General features: G+C 72.9%; 23 protein-coding genes. 13 read left to right on the forward strand and 10 right to left on the reverse strand.

Features of this window, described 5'->3' with window-relative positions; genetic code table 11:
* Positions 1–8: 8 nt before the first annotated feature.
* Positions 9–848: a putative protein N(5)-glutamine methyltransferase gene (locus tag ACFC1X_RS17405; protein WP_376354354.1), complete on the reverse strand. Its 840-nt coding sequence runs from the start codon at positions 846–848 to the stop codon at positions 9–11.
* A 220-nt stretch (positions 849–1068) separates the two neighbouring features.
* Between ACFC1X_RS17405 and ACFC1X_RS17410 the strand changes: the two genes are divergently transcribed.
* The 6 genes from ACFC1X_RS17410 to ACFC1X_RS17435 all read left to right on the forward strand — a co-directional run bounded on the left by ACFC1X_RS17410 (position 1069) and on the right by ACFC1X_RS17435 (position 5740).
* Entirely contained in the window at positions 1069–1551 is a 483-nt protein-coding gene (locus ACFC1X_RS17410) for a MarR family winged helix-turn-helix transcriptional regulator (protein ID WP_376354545.1), read from the forward strand.
* 64 nt (positions 1552–1615) lie between these two features.
* The gene (locus ACFC1X_RS17415; protein ID WP_376354357.1) at positions 1616–2221 is read left to right on the forward strand and encodes a sulfite oxidase-like oxidoreductase; all 606 of its coding nucleotides are present in this window, start codon (positions 1616–1618) and stop codon (positions 2219–2221) included.
* Positions 2214–2990 (forward strand): ferredoxin reductase, encoded by a 777-nt coding sequence (locus tag ACFC1X_RS17420; protein WP_376354360.1) that lies wholly within the window; start codon positions 2214–2216, stop codon positions 2988–2990. Before ACFC1X_RS17415 ends, ACFC1X_RS17420 begins: the two co-directional genes overlap by 8 nt.
* Before the next feature lie 162 nt (positions 2991–3152).
* Complete coding sequence (locus ACFC1X_RS17425; RefSeq protein WP_376354363.1) at positions 3153–3737, forward strand: hypothetical protein; 585 nt, start codon at positions 3153–3155, stop codon at positions 3735–3737.
* 97 nt (positions 3738–3834) lie between these two features.
* On the forward strand, positions 3835–4800 hold the full coding sequence (locus ACFC1X_RS17430) for an acetylxylan esterase (protein ID WP_376354365.1): 966 nt from the start codon (positions 3835–3837) through the stop codon (positions 4798–4800).
* A gap of 196 nt (positions 4801–4996) precedes the next feature.
* Positions 4997–5740, forward strand: coding sequence for a GntR family transcriptional regulator (locus ACFC1X_RS17435; RefSeq protein WP_376354368.1), 744 nt, complete (start codon positions 4997–4999; stop codon positions 5738–5740).
* 11 nt (positions 5741–5751) lie between these two features.
* Here ACFC1X_RS17435 and ACFC1X_RS17440 read toward each other — a convergent pair whose 3' ends face one another.
* Entirely contained in the window at positions 5752–6477 is a 726-nt protein-coding gene (locus ACFC1X_RS17440) for a class I SAM-dependent methyltransferase (protein WP_376354371.1), read from the reverse strand.
* 4 nt (positions 6478–6481) lie between these two features.
* Complete coding sequence (locus ACFC1X_RS17445; RefSeq protein ID WP_376354374.1) at positions 6482–7069, reverse strand: PadR family transcriptional regulator; 588 nt, start codon at positions 7067–7069, stop codon at positions 6482–6484.
* 71 nt (positions 7070–7140) lie between these two features.
* On the opposite strand from ACFC1X_RS17445, the gene ACFC1X_RS17450 reads away from it, so the two are divergent.
* From ACFC1X_RS17450 to ACFC1X_RS17465, 4 genes are all read left to right on the forward strand, one after another.
* Positions 7141–7551, forward strand: coding sequence for a nuclear transport factor 2 family protein (locus ACFC1X_RS17450; protein WP_376354376.1), 411 nt, complete (start codon positions 7141–7143; stop codon positions 7549–7551).
* A 377-nt stretch (positions 7552–7928) separates the two neighbouring features.
* Positions 7929–9068, forward strand: a complete 1140-nt coding sequence (gene rho / locus ACFC1X_RS17455) for a transcription termination factor Rho (RefSeq protein ID WP_376354379.1) — start codon at positions 7929–7931, stop codon at positions 9066–9068.
* 126 nt (positions 9069–9194) lie between these two features.
* Positions 9195–10376 carry a D-alanyl-D-alanine carboxypeptidase family protein gene (locus tag ACFC1X_RS17460; RefSeq protein ID WP_376354381.1) on the forward strand — a complete coding sequence of 394 codons (1182 nt, stop codon included), beginning with the start codon at positions 9195–9197 and terminating at the stop codon, positions 10374–10376.
* A 106-nt stretch (positions 10377–10482) separates the two neighbouring features.
* Entirely contained in the window at positions 10483–11541 is a 1059-nt protein-coding gene (locus ACFC1X_RS17465; protein WP_376354382.1) for a fatty acid desaturase family protein, read from the forward strand.
* A gap of 12 nt (positions 11542–11553) precedes the next feature.
* Here ACFC1X_RS17465 and ACFC1X_RS17470 read toward each other — a convergent pair whose 3' ends face one another.
* From ACFC1X_RS17470 to ACFC1X_RS17485, 4 genes are read right to left on the reverse strand one after another with little or no spacing between them, the layout of a single operon-like run.
* On the reverse strand, positions 11554–12390 hold the full coding sequence (locus tag ACFC1X_RS17470) for an undecaprenyl-diphosphate phosphatase (RefSeq protein WP_376354384.1): 837 nt from the start codon (positions 12388–12390) through the stop codon (positions 11554–11556).
* Positions 12391–12429: 39 nt separating this feature from the next.
* Positions 12430–12804: a fluoride efflux transporter CrcB gene (gene crcB / locus ACFC1X_RS17475; RefSeq protein WP_376354387.1), complete on the reverse strand. Its 375-nt coding sequence runs from the start codon at positions 12802–12804 to the stop codon at positions 12430–12432.
* Complete coding sequence (locus ACFC1X_RS17480) at positions 12801–13220, reverse strand: CrcB family protein (RefSeq protein WP_376354390.1); 420 nt, start codon at positions 13218–13220, stop codon at positions 12801–12803. Before ACFC1X_RS17480 ends, crcB begins: the two co-directional genes overlap by 4 nt.
* 47 nt (positions 13221–13267) lie before the next feature.
* A complete protein-coding gene (locus ACFC1X_RS17485) occupies positions 13268–13555 on the reverse strand; it encodes an ArsR family transcriptional regulator (protein ID WP_376354392.1) in 288 nt (95 codons plus the stop codon).
* Positions 13556–13753: 198 nt separating this feature from the next.
* Here ACFC1X_RS17485 and ACFC1X_RS17490 point away from each other — a divergent pair, with 198 nt between their 5' ends.
* Complete coding sequence (locus ACFC1X_RS17490; RefSeq protein ID WP_376354394.1) at positions 13754–14161, forward strand: MarR family winged helix-turn-helix transcriptional regulator; 408 nt, start codon at positions 13754–13756, stop codon at positions 14159–14161.
* Here the strand turns inward: ACFC1X_RS17490 and ACFC1X_RS17495 are convergent, their stop codons facing one another.
* The 3 genes from ACFC1X_RS17495 to ACFC1X_RS17505 all read right to left on the reverse strand — a co-directional run bounded on the left by ACFC1X_RS17495 (position 14162) and on the right by ACFC1X_RS17505 (position 15577).
* A complete protein-coding gene (locus ACFC1X_RS17495) occupies positions 14162–14545 on the reverse strand; it encodes a hypothetical protein (protein ID WP_376354397.1) in 384 nt (127 codons plus the stop codon).
* A 43-nt stretch (positions 14546–14588) separates the two neighbouring features.
* Positions 14589–14990 carry an SseB family protein gene (locus ACFC1X_RS17500; RefSeq protein ID WP_352153728.1) on the reverse strand — a complete coding sequence of 134 codons (402 nt, stop codon included), beginning with the start codon at positions 14988–14990 and terminating at the stop codon, positions 14589–14591.
* Positions 14991–15106: 116 nt separating this feature from the next.
* On the reverse strand, positions 15107–15577 hold the full coding sequence (locus ACFC1X_RS17505; protein ID WP_376354400.1) for an SRPBCC family protein: 471 nt from the start codon (positions 15575–15577) through the stop codon (positions 15107–15109).
* 142 nt (positions 15578–15719) lie between these two features.
* Here ACFC1X_RS17505 and ACFC1X_RS17510 point away from each other — a divergent pair, with 142 nt between their 5' ends.
* Complete coding sequence (locus ACFC1X_RS17510; protein WP_376354403.1) at positions 15720–17174, forward strand: glyceraldehyde-3-phosphate dehydrogenase; 1455 nt, start codon at positions 15720–15722, stop codon at positions 17172–17174.
* Between the two features lie 147 nt (positions 17175–17321).
* Entirely contained in the window at positions 17322–19583 is a 2262-nt protein-coding gene (locus tag ACFC1X_RS17515) for a hypothetical protein (RefSeq protein WP_376354406.1), read from the forward strand.
* Positions 19584–19590 lie beyond the last annotated feature (7 nt).

Genomic DNA, 19590 nt, shown 5'->3' on the forward strand with positions numbered 1-19590 from the left:
GTACCGAGCTAGTCCCGGACGCCTGTCACCACATGGGCGTACAGCTCCTCCGAGACCGCGACGCGGGTCGTCAGTCCGGCGCGGGTGAAGGCGGCGACCGCGGCGGGTGCCTGGGCCTCGCTCGTCTCGACCAGCAGGCAGCCGCCGGGCGCGAGCCAGCGGGGCGCCTCGGCCGCGACGCGGCGCAGCACGTCGAGTCCGTCGGCGCCCCCGTCGAGGGCGACCAGCGGTTCGTGGTCGCGGGCCTCGGCCGGGAGCAGGGCGACCTCGGCGGTGGGGACGTAGGGCACGTTGGCCGCGAGGATGTCCACCCGGCCGCGCAGGGCCTCGGGCAGCGCGTCGAACAGGTCACCGGCGTACACCCGGCCGCCCGCGTCGGCGAGGTTGCCGCGGGCGCAGCGCACGGCGGCGGGGTCGACGTCGGCGGCGTGCACCTCGGGCCGGTCCAGCGCGGCGGCCAGGGCCGCGCCGACGGCGCCGGAGCCGCAGCACAGGTCCACGACGACGGACGCCTGCGGCGCGTGGGCGAGGGCCTCGTCGACCAGGAACTCGGTGCGGCGGCGGGGGACGAAGACACCGGGGGCGACCGTGACGCGCAGGCCGCGGAACTCGGCCCAGCCGAGGACGAGTTCGAGGGGCAGGCCGGAGACCCGGCGGTCGATCAGGGCGGTGAGTTCCCCGGCGGTGCGGGCGGCGGCCATCAGGAGTGCCGCCTCGTCCTCGGCGAAGACGCAGCCCGCGGTGCGGAGCGCGGCGACGACGGCGTCACGCGACGGGCAGGCCGCGGAGGGCAGGGGGGAACGCGAGGAAGTGGAGAGCGAGGGGTGTGCGGGAAACGACGAGGCCATGGAAGCCGAGAGCCTTTCGGGAACCGAAGGGCGCTCTCGCGGTCAGCCGTCGGCGGTGACCGTGCTGCCGTGAGGTGAGAGCACCCGGGTCGACACAGCGGTAATGGGTCTCACCTCCCAGGCGTCCGGCGGCCGGGACGATCCGCGGCCGACGGTCACACTACCCCAAGTTGTACTCTGCAACCAGCGATGCGAGGGAGGACCCGTGACGGCTGCCGAGATGCCCGGTGCCGCGGCGGACGCGGCCGTGGAGACCGTCCAGCGCGAGATGACGGCCTTCGCCCGCCGCGCCCGCGCCTCGGCGGGGCGTATGCATCCGGAGCTGTCGCTGGTGTCGTACACACTCCTCGGCCACCTGGAGGAGCGGGACGGCTGCCGGGCCACCGACCTGGCGGCCCACTACGCCCTCGACAAGTCCACGGTCAGCCGCCAGGTGTCCGCGCTGGAGCGGGCCGAGCTGATCGAGCGGCGTCCGGACCCCGAGGACCAGCGCGTGCAGGTCCTGCACCTGACGCGGGCCGGGCGGCGCATCCTGGCGCAGGTCACCGAGAGCCGCCGGGCGGCCTTCCGGGAGCGGCTCGCCGACTGGCCCGACGAGGACCTGATCCGCTTCGCCGCGTATCTGGAGCGGTACAACGCGTGGCGGGGCGGTCCGCGGGGCGGGGACCCGGACCGGGGAACGCCGGCGGACACGTACCGTTGACGGCGTACGCACTGATCACGCAGGCCGCGAGCACCTCCCGCAGCGGCCCGAAAGGCTCCACCGCATGAACACCACCCGAGGCTTCGCCGGGCGCCCGCGCGCCGCCCGGCCGGGGCTGCCGCCCGGCCAGTACGACGCGGGCGACGACTGGCCCGTGCTGTCCGCCGAGGTCACGCCCGACCTCGCCCCCGCCGACTGGACCTTCCGGGTGGGCGGTCTTGTGGCCGAGGAGCGCACCTGGGACCTGGCCGAGGCGCGCCGGTTGCCCGCCTCGGCGTACGAGGGCGACATCCACTGCGTGACCGGCTGGTCGAAGTTCGGCGTGCGGTTCGGGGGCGTGTCCCTGGACGCCTTCCTGGAGGCGGTCCGTCCGCTGCCGTCCGCCACGCATGCCGTCGCCTACGCGCACACCGGCTACACCGCGAACCTGCCGCTCGCGGACCTGACCGGCGGCCGGGCCTGGATCGCCTGGGAGTACGAGGGGCGCCCGCTCGCCCCCGAGCACGGCGGCCCGGCGCGGCTGGTGGTGCCGCACCTGTACTTCTGGAAGAGCGTGAAGTGGCTCGCGGGCCTGGAGCTGCTCGACCACGACCGGCCGGGCTTCTGGGAGCAGAACGGCTACCACGCGCGCGGCAACCCCTGGGAGGAGCAGCGGTACTCCGGTGACTGAGACGGCCACACACACGGCGGGGGCCCACACGCCCCCCACGCGGTTCGCCGTGCCCGGACGCATCGAGGTGAACGGCCTGGTGGCCGGGGTCTGGCAGACGGCCACGCTGACGGAGATCCGCCGCGAGACGCCCCGCGCGTCCACCTTCCGGTTCGCCGTGCCCGGCTGGGCGGGCCATCTGCCGGGCCAGCACCTGATGGTCCGGCTCACCGCCGAGGACGGGTACGTGGCCCAGCGGCACTACTCGCTGGCGTCCGCGCCGGACGGCTCCGGGCACATCGAGCTGACCCTCGACCACGTGTCGGACGGGGAGGTGTCCGGCTGGTTCCACACGGTGGCGCGGCCCGGCGACCGGATCGAGGTGCGCGGCCCGCTGAGCGGCTTCTTCGCCTGGCCGGGCGACCGGCCCGCCCTGCTGCTGGGCGCGGGCTCCGGTGTGGTCCCGCTGATGTCCATGGTCCGGCACCACCGGGCGCGGGGGCTGACGGTGCCGCTGCGGATGCTGGTGTCCGCGCGCGGCCCCGAGGAGTTGATCTACGCGGGCGAGTTCGGCCCGGAGACCACCCCCGTCTTCACCCGGAGCGCCCCGGCCGGGACGCCCGTGGGCCGGCTGACCGCCGCGCACCTGGCCCCGCTGCTGTCCGAGCCGCCCGCCGGGGGCTGGGAGGCCTACGTGTGCGGGTCGAACGCGTTCGCCGAGCACGCGTCACGGCTGCTGGTGGCCGGGGGCCAGCCGGTGGAGCGCATCCGGATCGAGCGCTTCGGCTGACCCGCGGCGGAACTTCGCCGCGAGGGTGGGCGAGGCCCGCCGGACTGGGTACCAGTCCAGTACGGGCACTCGCACACTGGCGCGACCCGGAGGCGCGGGGGTTCCCCGCCCGTCATGGCCGTCCGTCCGCCTTCCGGTCGCGGTGATCGCGGGGAGGTCGACATGCGAACCCGGGTGCGCGGCTGGCGCTGGCGGCACAATCCGCTGCGCCGCCGGTCGGACGTCGTCGAGACCTGGACCCTGCTGTTCGTCGCCCTGCTGCTGTTCGTGGGCGCACCACTGCTGGGGGCCGCCACCGCCTGGTGGGGCTACGGCCAGGCGAAGGCGATCGTCGCGGAGCAGCGGGCGGAGCGGCACCGCGTGAGCGCCGAGGTGGCCGGCGACACCGGCGGCACCCTGCCGTCCGCCCAGCTCGACGGGCAGCACTCGTACCGCACGACGGTCCGCTGGACCACGCCGGACGGCGCGGAGCGGAGCACCACGGCGCGGGTCCCGGCCGACGCCCGGCGCGGTGACCGGGTCGACGTGTGGCTGGACTCGCGGGGGCGGAGCGTGCCGCCGCCGTCGGACGGCTCCCAGATCTGGCAGCACAGCGCCACCGTCGGCTCCTTCACCGCCATCGGTACCGGTCTCACGGTGCTCCTGCTGCACCGCGCGGTGCGCGGGGTGGCCCTCAGGCGCCGCATGAACGAGTGGGACCGCGACTGGGCCCGCACCGAACCCCAGTGGACGCACCGCCGCGCCTGACGGCGTCCCGCCCGCGACCTGGCCCGCCTTCCGGCCCCTCACGTACGGTGTGATCATCCGTACGGTCCGGCACGTGCTCCCGCAAAGGCGGTTCCCGATGGCCCTGTTCGATCTTCCGCTCGACGAACTGCGGTCGTACCGGAGCGCGTCGCGTGAGCCGGAGGACTTCGACGCGTTCTGGACCAAGACGCTCCAGGAGGCCCGCGAGCACGACCTGGACGCGCGCTTCGAGCCGGTCGACACGGGCCTGTCCACGGTGCGGGTGTACGACGTGACGTTCGCCGGGTTCGGCGGTCACCCGGTGAAGGGCTGGCTGACGCTGCCGGCGGCGGGGGAACCGTTGCCGCTGGTCGTGGAGTTCGTCGGGTACGGCGGCGGGCGCGGGCTGCCGCACGAGCACCTGTTGTGGGCGTCCACGGGCCGGGCGCACTTCGTGATGGACACCCGGGGGCAGGGCAGCGCCTGGGGCGGCGGTGGCGGGACGTCGGATCCCGTCGGCGGCGCGCCCGCGTATCCGGGCTTCCTGACCCGCGGCCTGGACGCCCCCGAGAACTACTACTACCGCCGGGTCTTCACCGATGCCGTGCGCGCCGTGGAGGCGGCCCGTTCCCACCCGCTGACCGACCCGGGGCGCACGGTCGTGCTCGGCGGGAGCCAGGGCGGCGGCATCTCGCTCGCGGTGGGCGGTCTGGTGCCGGACCTGGTGGCGGTCGCCCCGGACGTGCCGTTCCTGTGCGACTTCCCGCGCGCGACCACGATCACCGACCGGCACCCCTACCGCGAGGTCGGCCTGTACCTGAAGACGCACCGCGGCCGGACCGAGGACGCGCTGCGCACGCTGTCCTACTTCGACGGCGTGCACTTCGCGGCGCGGGGCCGGGCGCCGGCCCTGTTCTCGGCGGCGCTGGAGGACCAGACCTGCCCGCCGTCGACCGTCTTCGCCGCCTTCAACGCCTGGGCGCACGAGGACAAGGCGATCGAGGTGTACGACTTCAACGACCACGAGGGCGGCGGACCGTTCCAGCAGGCCGCCAAGGTGCGCTGGCTGCGCTCGTACGCCTGAGCCCGCCGCGGTCCCGGCTGCCGACGGCGGAGTTTCGGACACGGCGGTCGCGGCGGAGGCCGTACGCGGCGGGAGGCGCGGGGGGTGTTTCGGCCGAACCGGCGGACCGGCCTTCCCTGCTGGTTTAGACCAATGGTACTCCTGGTGGCGCACCGAGCCCGCACGGCTACCGTACGTGACCCTCAGGAGGCGCGGCATGGACCGCACCACCCCGCACGACGACCCTCTCGCCGACGACCGGCCGCTGTACTGGCGGGTGGCGGCACGACTGCTCGGCGAACTGCACGACGGCACCGTGCCGCCGGGCGAACGGCTGCCCGGCGAGCGCCGGCTGGCGGAACACTTCGGCGTGAGCCGGGAGACCGTCCGGCAGGCCCTGGACGTGCTGCGCCGGGACGGCCTGCTGACCACCGACCGCCGGGGCAGTCACGCCGCCCTGCCCGGACCGCCGGCCAGGAGACCGGCGCCGCTCGCCTTCCCGGTGGGCGCCCGTCCGGCCGAGCCCCGCACCGGCGACCGCGCCACCGTCGCCTGGGAGGCGCCGCCGCCCGAGCACGCGGCGGCGCTGGGGCTGGTGCCGGGCCGGCCGACGCTGGTGCACCGTTACGCGTCGGCGACCGCCGACGGAAGCGGCCGGCGGACGGCCGTGACCTCCTTCTCGGCCGTCGCGCTCGCCGAGGTCGAGGAGCTGGCCCGCTACCGCGACCGCGCCGACGGCGTGGCCTCGGCCCAACTGCGGCGGGCCTACGACTGGATGCGGAGGGCGGGCCTGACCCTGCATCACCGGGACACCATCACGCCTCTCACGGACGCGGCCTCGGTCCGGGTCGTGCGCCGGGTGCACGACCAGCACGACCGGCCGCTGGAGATAACGGAGCTTCTGGTGGACGCCCGACAGGACGCCCTGGTCTACGAGTTCACGCTGCCGGCCGCAGGCTGAACCCCCGCGCGCTACGCCGTACGCCGGGCCGTGACCAGCCGCACGCGCGGGCTGCCGTCGGGTCGCCGGCCGAACTCGGGCAGGGCGTGCAGTTCCGCCCGGAAGCCCGCGCGCGCGAGTTCCCGGCCGACGTCCCCGAGGCGGAACGTCCGGTAGTACATGACGAACGGAGGCCGCCACAGCGCGTTGCGCACCCGCATCGCGGCGTCGAAGCCGAGCAGCGTCCAGTACCCCGGGGAGCCGGGGCGGGGCGGCGCGACCACGGGGAAGGCGAACCGGCCGCCCGGCCGGAGCACGGACCGCACCTGCTCGAACAGGCCCGGCAGCTCCCGGGGCAGGAAGTGCCCGAACGCGCCGAAGCTCACCACGAGGTCGAACTCGGCGCCGAACGGCAGCGCACGGGCGTCCGCGCGCACCCAGGAGACCTCGGGGCCCGGGGGCACGGGGCGGCCGCGCGCGACCTCCAGCATGCCCGCGCTGAAGTCGACGCCCGTCACCCTCTCCCGGCACACCCGGGCCAGTACGTCCACGCTCGCGCCGGTGCCGCAGCACAGGTCGAGCCCGGCGCCGAACGGTCCCATCGGTGCCAGCGCCGAGGCCACGGCGTCGAGCACCCGGTCCGGCGTCCGGTAGGGGGTGTGGTCGAACTTCGGGGCGAGCAGGTCGTAGCCGTGCTCGACCGACGACAGTGCCTGGACGGCGAGTTCGCGCAGGGTGGGGCCTTCGGGGCTGAACATCGGCTCAGCCTAGAGGCTGCCCGGCGGGTCCGGCCGGCGTCCGCCGCTCGTCGAGCACGGTGAGGACGCGCTCGCACCAGCGGGCGTTGTCCCGTTCGAAGGTGATTCCGGCGAGCAGCGTGAGGTAGGGCCCGACGCGGTCGGCCTCCCGGAGGTGCCGCTCCTCCGTGCGCCCGTCCAGGAGGCGTTCACGTACGCGCTCGTAGCGGGCGAGCTTGCCCAGGGCCCAGGCCCTGCGCTCCTCGACCAGGGCGCGGACGGCCTCCGGGTCGGCGCCGTCCATCGCCTGCATCTTGATCAGGAACTCGTCGCGGACGGCGGTGGGGCGCCGGGTCGGCTCGACGGCGAAGGCTCCCAGCCGCTCCCGGCCGGCCTCGGTGAGCGAGAACAGCCGTTTGGTGGGCCTGCGTTCCTGCTGCACCGTCCGTGCCTCGATCAGCCCGTCGCCCGCCAGGCGCTCCAGCTCCCGGTAGAGCTGCTGCGGCGTGGCGGGCCAGAAGTTGGCGAGCGACACGTCGAACACCTTGGACAGTTCGTAGCCCGAGGCCTCCCCCTCCAGGAGAGCGGCCAGGACGGCGTACTTGAGAGACATATCGACACGCTAGCAAGCACGGACTAATCTACTCCGCACCTATTCAATTATTTTACTAGGAGGTAGCTGCGATGCAGGCATTCCGCTCGGCGGTCGAGGCGCACGACATCGACGCCGTCGAGGCACTGCTGGCCGAGGACGTGGTCTTCACCAGCCCCGTCGTGTTCAAGCCCTACCGGGGCAAGGCCATCACGGCCGCGATCCTGCGCGCGGTCGAGCGCGTCTTCGAGGACTTCCGCTACGAGCGCGTCATCGGCGAGGAGGGCGGCCGCGACCACGCGCTGGTCTTCTCGGCACGGGTGGGCGACCGGGAGATCGGCGGCTGCGACTTCCTGCACCTGGACGAGTCGGGCCGGATCGACGAGCTGACGGTGATGGTGCGTCCGCTGTCGGGCGCGCAGGCGCTCCAGGCGGCCATGGCCGCGCAGTTCGAGCGGATCGCACAGGAGGCGCAGGAGGCGCAGGCGGGTACGGCCGGCTGAGTCCGGCCCGGCACATGCGGAAGACCTGATTGCGGAAGCCGGAATAGGGACCGCACCGGCGGCGTTGACGGGTGTGGGACGTAGCAGCGTCCCATTCCCGTGCCCCTCCCACCACGTCCCGTGGTACGGTGCGGTCAGCACTTGTGTACGCCCCACTGGGGCGCCGGTGCCAGTTTCCTTCGGTTCGCCGACCCGCCCGCCGCCCATGCGGCCGGCGCGTCCGCTTCTCAGCACAACCTCGTGAGCAGGGTCTCCGTACCCGCGGTCACCGAGGTGCTGTTTCCGCCGTCCGGAGGCGTGTCGTCCGACCCCTCGCGCGGCTTCCCCCTTCCTTCCGCATGTCCCATGCCCAGGTGTCCTCGAAAGGACCGACCACCATGACCACCACACTCGAACACCCCCCTGTACAGCAGTCCCCGGCCGAGATCGCGAGCGGCGTCCTCGACCTCGAGACGGGCGGGAAGGGCCGCCTGCGGGGCGCGAGCCTCCAGCCCGAGCCGAACGACCTCGTCCTCTCCCCCGCCCTGATCCGCCGGCACGGCCTGCGCAAGGGCGACCTGGTCGAGGGCGTGCGCGGCGACCGGCGCACCCTGACCGACGTCGTCCGCGTCAACGGCCGTACGCCCGACGGCCGGGACGGCCGCCGGCACTTCCACGACCTGACCCCGCTGCACCCGCACGAGCGGCTGCGGCTCGAACACCGCGCGGCCGGTCTGACCGGGCGCGTCACCGATCTGCTCGCACCGGTCGGCAAGGGCCAGCGGGGCCTGATCGTGGCCCCGCCCAAGACCGGCAAGACCGTCCTGCTCCAGCAGTTCGCCGCCGCGGTGGCCGGCAACCACCCCGAGTCCCGGCTGATGGTGGTGCTGCTCGACGAGCGGCCCGAGGAGGTCACCGACATGCGCCGGTCGGTGCGGGGCGAGGTGTACTCCTCGACCTTCGACCAGAGCGCCAAGCAGCACATCGCGCTCGCCGAACTCGTCATCGAGCGCGCCAAGCGGCTCGTCGAGGCCGGTGAGGACGTCGTCATCCTGCTCGACTCCCTCACCCGGCTGTGCAGGGCGCACAACAACGCCTCGTCCTCCAGCGGCCGTACGCTCAGCGGCGGCGTCGACGCCGGGGCGCTGCTCGGCCCCAAGCGGTTCTTCGGCGCGGCCCGCAAGGCGGAGGAGGGCGGCTCCCTCACCATCCTCGCCACCGCCCTGGTGGAGACCGGCTCGCGCGCCGACGACTTCTACTTCGAGGAGCTGAAGAGCACCGGCAACATGGAGCTGCGGCTGAGCCGGGAACTCGCCGCCCGCCGGGTGTTCCCGGCCGTGGACATGACCGGTTCGGGCACCCGGCGCGAGGAGCTCCTGCTGTCCGCCCCCGAGGCCACCGCCGCGCGCGGGCTGCGGCGGGCGCTGGCGTCCCGGGACGGGCAGTCCGGCCTGGAGACGCTGCTGGAGCGGATGCGCCAGACCCCGGACAACGCCGCGTTCCTGCGGCAGGTCCAGCCGACCCTGCCGGCGGGCTGACCCCGCCCGGCCCGCCGGGCGATCCGGCCCCGCCGGGACACCCGGTCCTACGGCATACGGGTGCATGCGCGCCCGACTCGCCCCGGGCAGCGCGGCGGTTCGGGCGTCCGTTCCTACGTTTGCGGTATGACTATCGGATTCTCATCCCGGGCGACTCGATCCACCTGCATGCTCTGCGTGGCAGGCCTGCTGACGCTCATGCCCGCCGCCGCGGCCGCCCGGACGGGACAGCCGGACCCCGGGCCACCGGGCGGGCCCGGCCCGATGGCCCGGCCCGCGGCACTCTACGGCTCCGGCACGCAGGTCCGGCCCGGCCCCGCGGCCCCCGAGGTTCCCTATGTCTCCGCGCTGTCCTGGGTGGTCGCCGACGCCGGGAGCGGCGACGTGCTGGCCGCCCACGACGCGCACCGTCCGCTGCCTCCGGCCAGCACCCTCAAGACGCTGTTCGCCCTCACCGTGCTGCCGGTCCTGCCGGGCGGCGTCCGCCACGAGGTGAGCGCGGACGAGCTGTCCGGCATCGGTCCGGGCAGCAGCCTGGTCGGTGTCGTCGAGGGCCACACGTACCGCGTCTCCGACCTGTGGAACGGGGTCTTCCTCAACTCCGGCAACGACGCGGTGCACGTCCTCGCCTCGCTCACCGGCGGCTGGAGCGCGACGGCCGCCCGGATGCAGGCCGAGGCCCGTTCGCTCGGCGCCCTCGACACCCAGGTGCGCTCACCCGACGGCTACGACGCGCCGGGTCAGGTGTCGTCGGCGTACGACCTGGCGGTCTTCGGGCGGGCGGGGCTGCACAACCCGGACTTCGCACGGTACTGCGGCAAGATCGACGCGCTCTTCCCCGGCCGGGACGGGGAGGCGTACGGAATCATGAACACCAACCGCCTGCTCACCGGGGCGGACGGCGTGGAGCCGTACCCGGGGCTCATCGGCATCAAGAACGGCTACACCAGCAACGCCGGCAACACGCTGATCGCGGCGGCCCACCGCGACGGGCGCACCCTGGTGGTCACCGTGATGAACCCGCAGGAGGGCGGCGGCCACGCCGTGTACGAGGAGGCCCGCTCGCTGCTCGACTGGGGCTTCGAGGCGTCCGGTCTGGTCGAGCCGGTGGGCTCGCTGACGCCCCCGGACGACCGGCCCCGGCCGGGCCCCGAGGCGGCGGCGCCCGCGGCGGTCACACCGGCACGGGCCGCCGAGCACGAGCCGGGCTGGCCGGAGACCGGCGCCATCCTCGGCGTCGCCGGACTCGGCGCGGGCGTCGTGGCGCTGGCCCTGCGGCTCAAGCTCGTGCGCGACGACGGGAGTTGACGAGGGCGGGAGGAGGACCCCCGGGACGGAGGTGGTGCTGGCCACACCCCTCTTTCGGGGGCGGACGCCATTCTGCGGCCGACCGCGCGTTCACATACTGAAGCGCATGGCCAATCCAACGGTGCTCATCGAGAACTCCCCCGCGCGCGGACAGGAACAGCGACGCGAGAAGGGCAGCGACTTCTCCGAACTCTGCCGGCGCATAGCCGACGCGGATCTGCTCCGGCGCCGCCCGCTGTACTACACGGTGCGCTTCGGTGCCGTCGCCCTCGCGCTCGCGGGCGGCGTCGCCGCCTTCGTCACCCTGGGGGACAGTTGGAGCCAGCTGGTGGTCGCGGCGGCGCTGGCCGTCGTCTTCGGCCAGCTCGGACTGGCCGCCCACGACCTCGCCCACCGGCAGGTCTTCACCCGCCGGCGCCCCAGCGAGGCCGGCGGACTGCTGGTGGCCAACCTGCTGCTGGGCATGAGCTACGGCTGGTGGATGAACAAGCACACCCGCCACCACGCCAATCCCAACCACGAGGAGAAGGACCCGGACGTCTCCCCCGACATCCTCGTGTGGTCCCGGGGTCAGGCGAGCAGGGCGAAGGGGCTGCCGCGCTTCGTCGGGAAGCACCAGGCGGCCCTGTTCTTCCCGCTGTTGACGCTGGAAGGTCTCAACCTGAGTTTCAACAGCTTCAAGGCGCTGCGCGGCCCGTCCATGAAGCGGCCGGTGGTGGAGGGGTCGCTGCTCGTCGCGCACTTCGTCCTGTACTTCGGCGGCCTGTTCACGCTGCTGTCCCCCGGCAAGGCGCTCGCCTTCATCGCCGTGCACCAGGGCCTGTTCGGGATCTACCTGGGCTCGGTCTTCGCGCCCAACCACAAGGGCATGCCAATGATCGAGGAGGGCACGCGGCTCGACTTCCTGCGCCGCCAGGTCCTCACCTCCCGCAACGTACGCGGCGGTGTCTTCGTCGACGCCTTCATGGGCGGCCTCAACTACCAGATCGAGCACCACCTCTTCCCCAGCATGCCGACCCCCGCGCTCGCCAGGGCCCAGGCCGTCACCGAGGCGTACTGCGCCGAGCTGGGCGTCCCGTACCACCAGACGGGGCTGCTCGCCTCGCACCGCGAAGCCCTGCGGCACATGCGGAGCGTCGGGGAACCGCTGCGCGCCGCCCGCTGAGCGCGGTGGCGGTCAGCTCTGCAGCACGCCCGTGCCCAGCAGCCCGAACAGCAGGACGCCGACCGCGATCCGGTAGACGACGAAGGCGTTGAAGGAGTGCTTGGTGACGAACTTCAGCAGCCAGGCGATGGAGGCGTAGGCCACGACGAAGGAGACGAGGGTGCCGACCACCAGGGGCGCGGCACCCGCTCCCGCGCCCAGGGCGTCCTTCAGTTCGTACAGACCGGCGCCGGTCAGGGCCGGGATGCCGAGGAAGAAGGAGAGCCGGGTGGCGGCGACCCGGTCGAGGTCGAGCATCAGGGCGGTGGACATGGTGGCGCCGGAGCGGGAGAAGCCGGGGAAGAGGAGCGCCAGGATCTGCGAGCCGCCGACCAGCATGGCGTCCTTGAACGAGGTGTCGTCCTCGCCCCGCTTGTGCCGCCCGGTGCGGTCCGCCACCCACATGACCCCGCTGCCGACGATCAGTGAGCCGGCCACCACCCACAGGGAGGCGAGCGGGCCCTTGATCAGCGGCTTGGCGGCCAGGCCCACCAGGACGATCGGGATCGTCGCGCAGATGACCCACCAGGCGAACTTGTAGTCGTGGTGGTACCGCTCCTCCCGGTCCCGCAGCCCGCGCACCCACGCGGAGAGGATCCGCGCGATGTCCTTGTAGAAGTAGACGAGCACGGCGGCGATCGCGCCGACCTGGATGACCGCCGAGAAGCCGATGACGGAGTGGTCGTCCACGGGGATGCCCATCAGCCCCTCGGCGATCTTGAGGTGGCCGGTGGAGGAGACGGGCAGGAACTCGGTCACCCCCTCGACGGCTCCGAGGACGATGGCCTGACCGATGCTGATGGCGCTCATGAGACCCACTTCCTACTACACGCGGGCGAGCGCCCCCCGTCACGCCAGGAGCGCGTCGGCGAGTGTCACCCCCGCGAACACCGCCGCGAGGCCGGCCGCCACGCTCGCCGGCACGTTCACGGCGGCCGGGAGGCGGGAGCCCGTCTCGGTGAGGCGGAGCGTCTCGTAGGAGAAGGTCGAGTACGTCGTGAGGGCGCCGCACAGTCCGGTCCCGAGCAGCAGACGCAGGTCGGATCCCACGGCTCCGGCCAGCGTGGCACCGGTGAGCAGGCCCAGGACCAGGGAGCCGACGACGTTCACGGTGAAGGTGCCCCAGGGAAAGTCCGAGCCGTGCCGGGACTGCACCGCGCGGTCGGTGAGGTAGCGCAGGGGTGCTCCGACCATGCCGCCCACGACAACCAGCAGCCAGTTCATCGGGGGCTCCGCCTCCGCTTCAGTGTCCGGCGGGCCGCCCACGAGGCGAGCCACACCGCGGTGAGTGCCGCGAGCGGGGTGGCGGCGAGGCAGGCCAGACCGCTGCCCGGGTGGCCGTCCGCGAGCAGCCCGCGGATGTCGGCCGCGTAGGTGGAGAAGGTGGTGAAACCGCCGAGCACGCCGGTGCCGAAGAAGGGCCGGACCAGGCGGTGGACGTCCCACACCTCGGTGACGGCCACCATGAGCACGCCCATGGCGGCACAGCCGGCGACGTTGACCCAGAAGGTCGTCCAGGGGAAACCGCCGCTCCGCGTCGGCCACCACAGGGCGGCGGCGTAGCGGGCTGCGGCGCCGGTGCCGCCGCCGAGGGCCACGACCGCGACGACGGGTGCCTGGACACGCCACCCCTGCGTCATGGTCGTATGCCTCCCGCTCGCTCGACGGCGGGGTCAGGGTAGCCCGTCTACCAGCCCTTCTCGAACATCCGGGCCACCTCAGCGATGCGCACCTCGTCGCGCCGGTAGTACGTCCGCCCGCGGATCCTGCGGGTGCGCAGCAGGCCGAGGCGGGTGAGCAGGGCCAGGTGGGTCTCGGCCACCCGGCGGGGCACACCGAGCTTCGCGGCGACCGGGCCGGAGGGGACGCCGTGCGCGGCCGCGTCCACACGGCGCTGCGGCGGGAAGTGCGCGACCGGATCCTTGAGCCATTCCAGGATGTCGAGACGCGTGCCGTGCACGGGGGTCCTCGGCATCTCGCCCTCCCTCCGTCGGGCCCGCCCGTCCGTGTCCGTCCACTGTCCCGCAGCCGGGGTCCCGCTGTCCGGGAGTCCCCTTCCTTGTCCGGTACCCGACCCGCCGGAGCCCCGGGCTGTTTCTTGACCCCGGCTGTTTCTTGCACGCGCACTAGTTGCACACTCAAGAAACGGGCTTTCCGGTGCTACCGTGCAGGTATGGCAGTCAGGACGGCCGGTCTGCGGCTCGAGGAACGGTGGCGGGACATCCTCGCCGTGCACGCGCGCACGATGTGCGAGATCGACCGCGCGCTGCATCCGCACGGTCTGGGGGCGAGCGACTTCGAGGTGCTCGACCTCCTCGTGACCGAGGGGCCCGAGGAGGGCGCCCAGTGCCGGGTGCAGAACCTGGTCGGCCGGGTCCACCTGAGCCAGAGCGCGCTGTCCCGGCTCATCGCCCGGCTGGAGAAGGACGGACTGGTCGAGCGCACGATGTGCGCGGAGGACCGGCGCGGTGTGTACGTCGCCCTGACCCACCGGGGCCGGGACCTGCACGGCGAGGTACTGCCGCTGCAGCGGGCCGCACTCGCCCGCATGCTCGGCGACGACGACGAGCCGCGCCCCTGACTAGAGCCGGGTGAAACCGGCGAGGCGGGGCAGGACGACGAAGGGGAAGGACGCGCCGCCGGGGGTCTTGAGCGCCGCCAGGATGTCGTCGTCCGGCTCGCCGAACACCTCGAAGTGCTGCACGGTGCAGTGCTCCATCACCTCGCGGATGTACGGGTCCGACAACCGCCAGTGGGTACGGATGGCGTCGGAGTCGCGGTAGAGCTGGAAACTGTGCGCCAGCATCCGCTCCTCGTCGACGAAGACCTCCACCATGAGCTGGGGCCCGTGCTCCTGGGCGAACGCCACCGCTCGCGCGATGGCGCGCCGGAAGTCGTCGAGGCGGCCATCCGCGATGCGCATGGTGTTGCGGAAGAGAATGGTGTCGCTGTTCGTGATCTCCATGCGCCGAGTCTCGTACCTCAAGCGAAGTTGAGGTCAACTCGGCTCAGGGACGGGCCAGCAGGCTGCGCACGCCGTCCGACGTCAGGGTGAGCCGGTGCTCCGAACCGGCGTCGATCGACAGCGACAGGTCGTCGGCGGGCCACTGCGCGGCGAGGGCACCCAGCGGCACCATCCGGTAGCGGGAGACGTACGGCAGCAGGTCGGCCATCTCCAGCTCCGAGGTGAACACGGGCACCACCTGACGGCCGCCCTGCTGTTCCAGCACCGGCAGCGCCAGCATGCCGGGGTCGGCGGCCTCCTGGTCGTTCGTGTCGTCGGGCACGGGGACGAGGACGTCGCTGCTCGCGAGCGTGTCGAGCGCCGCGGTGTCCTCGGTGTTCTCGGCCAGCGTGTCCAGGGCACGCTGGGCGGGCGTCACGGGGTGGTCGTTCGCGGGTGTCTCCATGGCAGATTCCCTGATAGCGGCGGTCTACGGCCCGCGCGGACGATGGGCACGGACGCGGTCCAGACTCGCGTACCCGATCATCCGCGGCGCAATCATGAGCGCCGCGGATGCCGGACTCACTCCTTCCGCTCGGCCGCCTCCACCAGTGCGGCCAGCTTCGCCAGCGCCATCCGCGTGCCCGTCTCGTTGTCGGCGGCCGGCACCGCGTCGGGCAGACCGTCGTGGGCGACGACCACGTCCGTGCCGCCGCCCACGTCGGTGAGCGTCGTCGTCATGGTCATCCGGCCCTGGAACGCGGGGTCGGCGGACTCGAACTCCAGCACCTCCACGACCTGCTCGTCGGGCACGAGGCGGGCGAAGTGCCCGTGGTAGGTGTCGGTGTGCGCGGCGGACTTGCCGGTGCCCGTCGGCGCCTCGTAGGTGAGCGACACGCGGAAGGCGCCGCCCGCGCGGGCCTCGAAGGCGTGCACCCGGGCGGTCATGCCGTCCGGGACCCGCCAGGCGGCGACGGCCGCCGGGTCGAGCAGCGCGCGGTACACGGCGGAGCGCGGGGCGTTCACGTGACGGGAGACGCGGGTCGAGTGCATGGGCCCCACCCTTCCGCCCGCCCGTCCCCCGGGCAAGCACCCCCGGAAAGCGCACTCATCTGATCGCATGGGGGCCCACTTGATCGATCAACGGGATGGTGGGGTTAGCATATGAGCGCCGCCTAGCTCGAAAGATAGAGACGTGACTGTCAACGACGACTCGTTCACCAACTGGAAGAACCGCGAAGAGATCGCGGAATCGATGATCCCGATGATCGGGAAGCTGCACCGGGAGCAGGACGTCACTATCCTGCTGCACAGCCGTTCCCTGGTGAACAAGTCGGTGGTCAGCATCCTCAAGACCCACCGCTTCGCCCGCCAGATCGCCGGCGCGGAACTGTCGGTCACCGAGACGATGCCCTTCCTCCGGGCACTCACCACGCTCGACCTCGGTCCCTCGCAGATCGACATCGGCATGCTCGCCGCCACCTACAGGGGCGACGACCGCGGACTCACCGTCGAGGAGTTCACCGCCGACGCCGTCGCCGGGGCCACCGGCGCCAACAAGATCGACCGCCGCGAGCCGCGCGACGTCGTCCTGTACGGCTTCGGCCGCATCGGCCGGCTCGTCGCCCGCCTGCTGATCGAGAAGGCCGGCTCGGGCAACGGCCTGCGGCTGCGCGCCATCGTCGTCCGCGGGGGTGGCGGTCGTGCCGCCGAAGACATGGTCAAGCGGGCCTCGCTGCTGCGCCGCGACTCCGTGCACGGGCAGTTCCAGGGCACCATCACCGTCGACGAGGAGAGCAGCACGATCCTCGCCAACGGCAACGCGATCAAGGTGATCCACGCCGACGACCCCTCGCAGGTCGACTACACGGCGTACGGCATCAAGAACGCCATCCTCATCGACAACACGGGCAAGTGGCGTGACCGCGAGGGCCTGTCGAAGCACCTGCGTCCCGGCATCGACAAGGTCGTCCTGACCGCTCCGGGCAAGGGCGACGTCCCCAACATCGTGCACGGCGTCAACCACGACACCATCAAGCCGGACGAGCGGATCCTGTCCTGCGCGTCCTGCACCACCAACGCGATCGTGCCGCCGCTGAAGGCGATGGCCGACGAGTACGGTGTGCAGCGCGGTCACGTGGAGACCGTCCACTCGTTCACCAACGACCAGAATCTGCTGGACAACTACCACAAGTCGGACCGCCGCGGCCGGAGCGCGCCGCTGAACATGGTCATCACGGAGACGGGTGCCGCCTCCGCCGTCGCCAAGGCGCTCCCGGACCTCAAGGCGCGGATCACCGGCAGCTCGGTCCGCGTGCCCGTGCCGGACGTGTCGATCGCGATCCTGAACCTCCAGCTCGCCCGCGAGACCACCCGCGAGGAGGTGCTCGACCACCTGCGCGAGGTGTCGCTGACCTCGCCGCTCAAGCGCCAGATCGACTTCATCAGCGCGCCCGACGCGGTCTCCAGCGACTTCATCGGCTCGCGCCACGCCTCGATCGTCGACGCCGGCGCGCTGAAGGTCGAGGGCGACAACGCGATCCTCTACCTCTGGTACGACAACGAGTTCGGCTACTCCTGCCAGGTCGTCCGCGTCGTGCAGCACGTCTCCGGGGTGGAGTACCCGACGTACCCGGCACCGGCGGTCTGATCCGGAGTACGCGCGCGAGGGGCGGTGGGACACGGTTCCCGCCGCCCCGTCGGGTATCAGCCGGCCGCGGCCCGGGCATGCGTGTGATGGCGTTCCCGCCCGGACGCCCCGCGTGGCACGACGGCCGGCTGAAACGAGAATGGCTCCATGGACGCACTGGTTCGGCGCTCCCCCTGGGTCGGGGTCCTGACCTGGTGCGTGGCGGTGCTGAGCCTGACCGTCCTGGCCGCGGCGGCCGTCATCCGCAGCACGGTGCTCGACCCCGGGTTCTACGGCCAGGTGCTGGAGGACGAACGGGCCTACCAGCGGTTCTACGACGAGGTACTGGTGGACCCGGGCAGTACGCCGTTCACCAGCGAGCTGCTGGACCGGCTGCCGGTGCCGCAGTCGACCATCACCTCGAACCTCAAGGTCGTGATCCCGCCGGAGACCCTGCGGACCATGGGGGACCGTCAGATCGCCGAGGTGGTCCACTACCTGGAGGGCGACCGCGACCGGCTGCGGATCACGGTCGACCTGGAGCCCGTGGTCGCGAACGTCGAACGGCTCAGCCAGGCCTACTTCGGTGATGCCGTCGCCGCTCTCCAGGAGCGGTCGGAACCCGACTTCCAGGCCTTCGTGCAGCGCATGTCCGAACTGGTGGCGCGGGTGGTGGCCGGTGAGGCACCGCTGGAGGAACTGCCGTCGCTGCCGCTCTCGCACAGCCAGGCGGTCGCGGCCACGGACGCGCTGATGCCCCTGCTGCCGAGCGCCGCGCGCGCGGACCTGAGGCCCAGCGTGCAGACGGCCCTGGACCGCGGGGACCTCGCCTCGGCGCTGGCCGCGATCGCGCCGGTCGTCCTGACGGACCAGGTCCGGGCCGCCGCCGCCGAACTGCTGAGGGAGGCGAGGCAGGGCACCTGGGTCGTCTCCGTCGACATCGACCCCACCGCCGAGGCGCTGGCTCCGGTGGACCGCGTCCGGTCGGTGACCCGGCTCTTCCAGGAGGTGGTGGAACCGGCGGCGGCCGTGCTCGGCGCCGCCGCGCTCACCCTGCTGTGGCTCTCCACGCCCTCGCCCGCCAGGCGCCGGCTGATGCCGCTGGGCTGGGCGCCCGCGGCCGCCGCGGCGCTGCTGGCGCTGACGGTGCTGGGGCTGCGACTCACCCTGGGCGACGCGCTGTTCGGCCCGCCGCCCTCGTGGCCCCCGGCGGCCTCGGGTCTGCTCGCCGACGTCCAGGCCACCGCGCTCGACCGGCTCCTGACCACCGCCGTCGTCGTCGCCGTGATCCTGCTCGCCGCCGGCGCCCTGCTGATCCTCGTGGGCTGGGTCTGGGAGACCCGGCCCAGCGTGCCGGTCCTCACCGATCCGCGGCACGGTCCGACGCTGACCTTCGCCGTCACCGCCTGCGCGCTCGTCGGGACGATGGTGGCGCCGGTGGCGATCACCGGCTCCTCGCCGCGCATCTGCCAGGGCAGCGCCGAGCTGTGCGACGCCCGCTACGACGAGATCGCCCAGCTCGCCTCGCACAACGCGATGGCCACGACGGCGGACCGGTTCATCGGCCCGCTGCAGGACCCGGACATCGTCGGTCAGCTGGGCGCCGGGGTGCGCGTCCTGCTCCTCGACACCCACCAGTGGGAACGACCCGAGGAGGTCGCGGACCGGCTGAGCACCTCGGACTTCTCCCCCGACCTGCGCCGGCGGCTGACCGGGATCCTGGAGCGGGTGAACCCACCGCACCCGGGTCTGTGGCTGTGCCACTCGGTGTGCGGCGCCGGGGCGCTGGAACTGGTGCCCACGCTCCGCCAGATCGGTGACTGGCTGCGCGACAACCCCACCGAGGTGGTCACCCTGATCCTCCAGGACGGCGTGGACCCGGTGACGACCCAGAACGCCTTCCTCCAGGCCGGCCTCGCAGATCTGCTGTACCAGCCGGACCCGGACCCGGACCGCCCCTGGCCGAAGCTCAAGGACATGATCGACAGCGGCCGGCGGCTGGTCGTGTTCGCGGAGAAGGCGGACGGCCCCGCGCCCTGGTACCGGAACCTCTACCGGTACGGCATGGAGACGCCCTTCGCCTTCCGCAGCCCGGACGAGATGTCCTGCGTGCCGAACCGGGGCGGCTCGGACAAGCGGCTGTTCCTGCTCAACCACTTCGTCACGGCGGGCGGCGGGCTGCGGCTGGACGCCGGGACCGTCAACTCCCGGGAGCGGGTGCTGGAGCGGGCGCACAACTGCGAGCGGCAGCGCGGCAGGCCCGTGAACTTCATCGCCGTGGACTACGCGACGATCGGCGACGCGCTGGGCGCGGTCGAGGAGCTGAACGCCGAACGGCTGGAGGACGACGCCCGCGACCCCGTCGAACGGTCGCCGGACCGGCTGCGCGCGCGGGTCACGCCCGTACGGGACGGCGCGCCGGGCCAGTGACGGCACG

Source organism: Streptomyces sp. NPDC056128 (assembly GCF_042263835.1).
In the GTDB taxonomy this organism is placed as follows: domain Bacteria; phylum Actinomycetota; class Actinomycetes; order Streptomycetales; family Streptomycetaceae; genus Streptomyces.

Coding starts and splice junctions, on each gene's coding strand:
- ACFC1X_RS17430 (WP_376354365.1), top strand. CDS start 3,835: ATGGCCCTGTTCGATCTTCCGCTCGACGAACTGCGGTCGTACCGGAGC.
- ACFC1X_RS17425 (WP_376354363.1), top strand. CDS start 3,153: ATGCGAACCCGGGTGCGCGGCTGGCGCTGGCGGCACAATCCGCTGCGC.
- ACFC1X_RS17440 (WP_376354371.1), bottom strand. CDS start 6,477: ATGTTCAGCCCCGAAGGCCCCACCCTGCGCGAACTCGCCGTCCAGGCA.
- ACFC1X_RS17495 (WP_376354397.1), bottom strand. CDS start 14,545: ATGGAGATCACGAACAGCGACACCATTCTCTTCCGCAACACCATGCGC.
- ACFC1X_RS17405 (WP_376354354.1), bottom strand. CDS start 848: ATGGCCTCGTCGTTTCCCGCACACCCCTCGCTCTCCACTTCCTCGCGT.
- ACFC1X_RS17450 (WP_376354376.1), top strand. CDS start 7,141: ATGCAGGCATTCCGCTCGGCGGTCGAGGCGCACGACATCGACGCCGTC.
- ACFC1X_RS17500 (WP_352153728.1), bottom strand. CDS start 14,990: ATGGAGACACCCGCGAACGACCACCCCGTGACGCCCGCCCAGCGTGCC.
- ACFC1X_RS17465 (WP_376354382.1), top strand. CDS start 10,483: ATGGCCAATCCAACGGTGCTCATCGAGAACTCCCCCGCGCGCGGACAG.
- ACFC1X_RS17505 (WP_376354400.1), bottom strand. CDS start 15,577: ATGCACTCGACCCGCGTCTCCCGTCACGTGAACGCCCCGCGCTCCGCC.
- ACFC1X_RS17435 (WP_376354368.1), top strand. CDS start 4,997: ATGGACCGCACCACCCCGCACGACGACCCTCTCGCCGACGACCGGCCG.
- ACFC1X_RS17460 (WP_376354381.1), top strand. CDS start 9,195: ATGACTATCGGATTCTCATCCCGGGCGACTCGATCCACCTGCATGCTC.
- ACFC1X_RS17485 (WP_376354392.1), bottom strand. CDS start 13,555: ATGCCGAGGACCCCCGTGCACGGCACGCGTCTCGACATCCTGGAATGG.
- ACFC1X_RS17515 (WP_376354406.1), top strand. CDS start 17,322: ATGGACGCACTGGTTCGGCGCTCCCCCTGGGTCGGGGTCCTGACCTGG.
- rho (WP_376354379.1), top strand. CDS start 7,929: ATGACCACCACACTCGAACACCCCCCTGTACAGCAGTCCCCGGCCGAG.
- ACFC1X_RS17410 (WP_376354545.1), top strand. CDS start 1,069: ATGCCCGGTGCCGCGGCGGACGCGGCCGTGGAGACCGTCCAGCGCGAG.
- ACFC1X_RS17470 (WP_376354384.1), bottom strand. CDS start 12,390: ATGAGCGCCATCAGCATCGGTCAGGCCATCGTCCTCGGAGCCGTCGAG.
- ACFC1X_RS17415 (WP_376354357.1), top strand. CDS start 1,616: ATGAACACCACCCGAGGCTTCGCCGGGCGCCCGCGCGCCGCCCGGCCG.
- ACFC1X_RS17480 (WP_376354390.1), bottom strand. CDS start 13,220: ATGACGCAGGGGTGGCGTGTCCAGGCACCCGTCGTCGCGGTCGTGGCC.
- ACFC1X_RS17445 (WP_376354374.1), bottom strand. CDS start 7,069: ATGTCTCTCAAGTACGCCGTCCTGGCCGCTCTCCTGGAGGGGGAGGCC.
- crcB (WP_376354387.1), bottom strand. CDS start 12,804: ATGAACTGGCTGCTGGTTGTCGTGGGCGGCATGGTCGGAGCACCCCTG.
- ACFC1X_RS17490 (WP_376354394.1), top strand. CDS start 13,754: ATGGCAGTCAGGACGGCCGGTCTGCGGCTCGAGGAACGGTGGCGGGAC.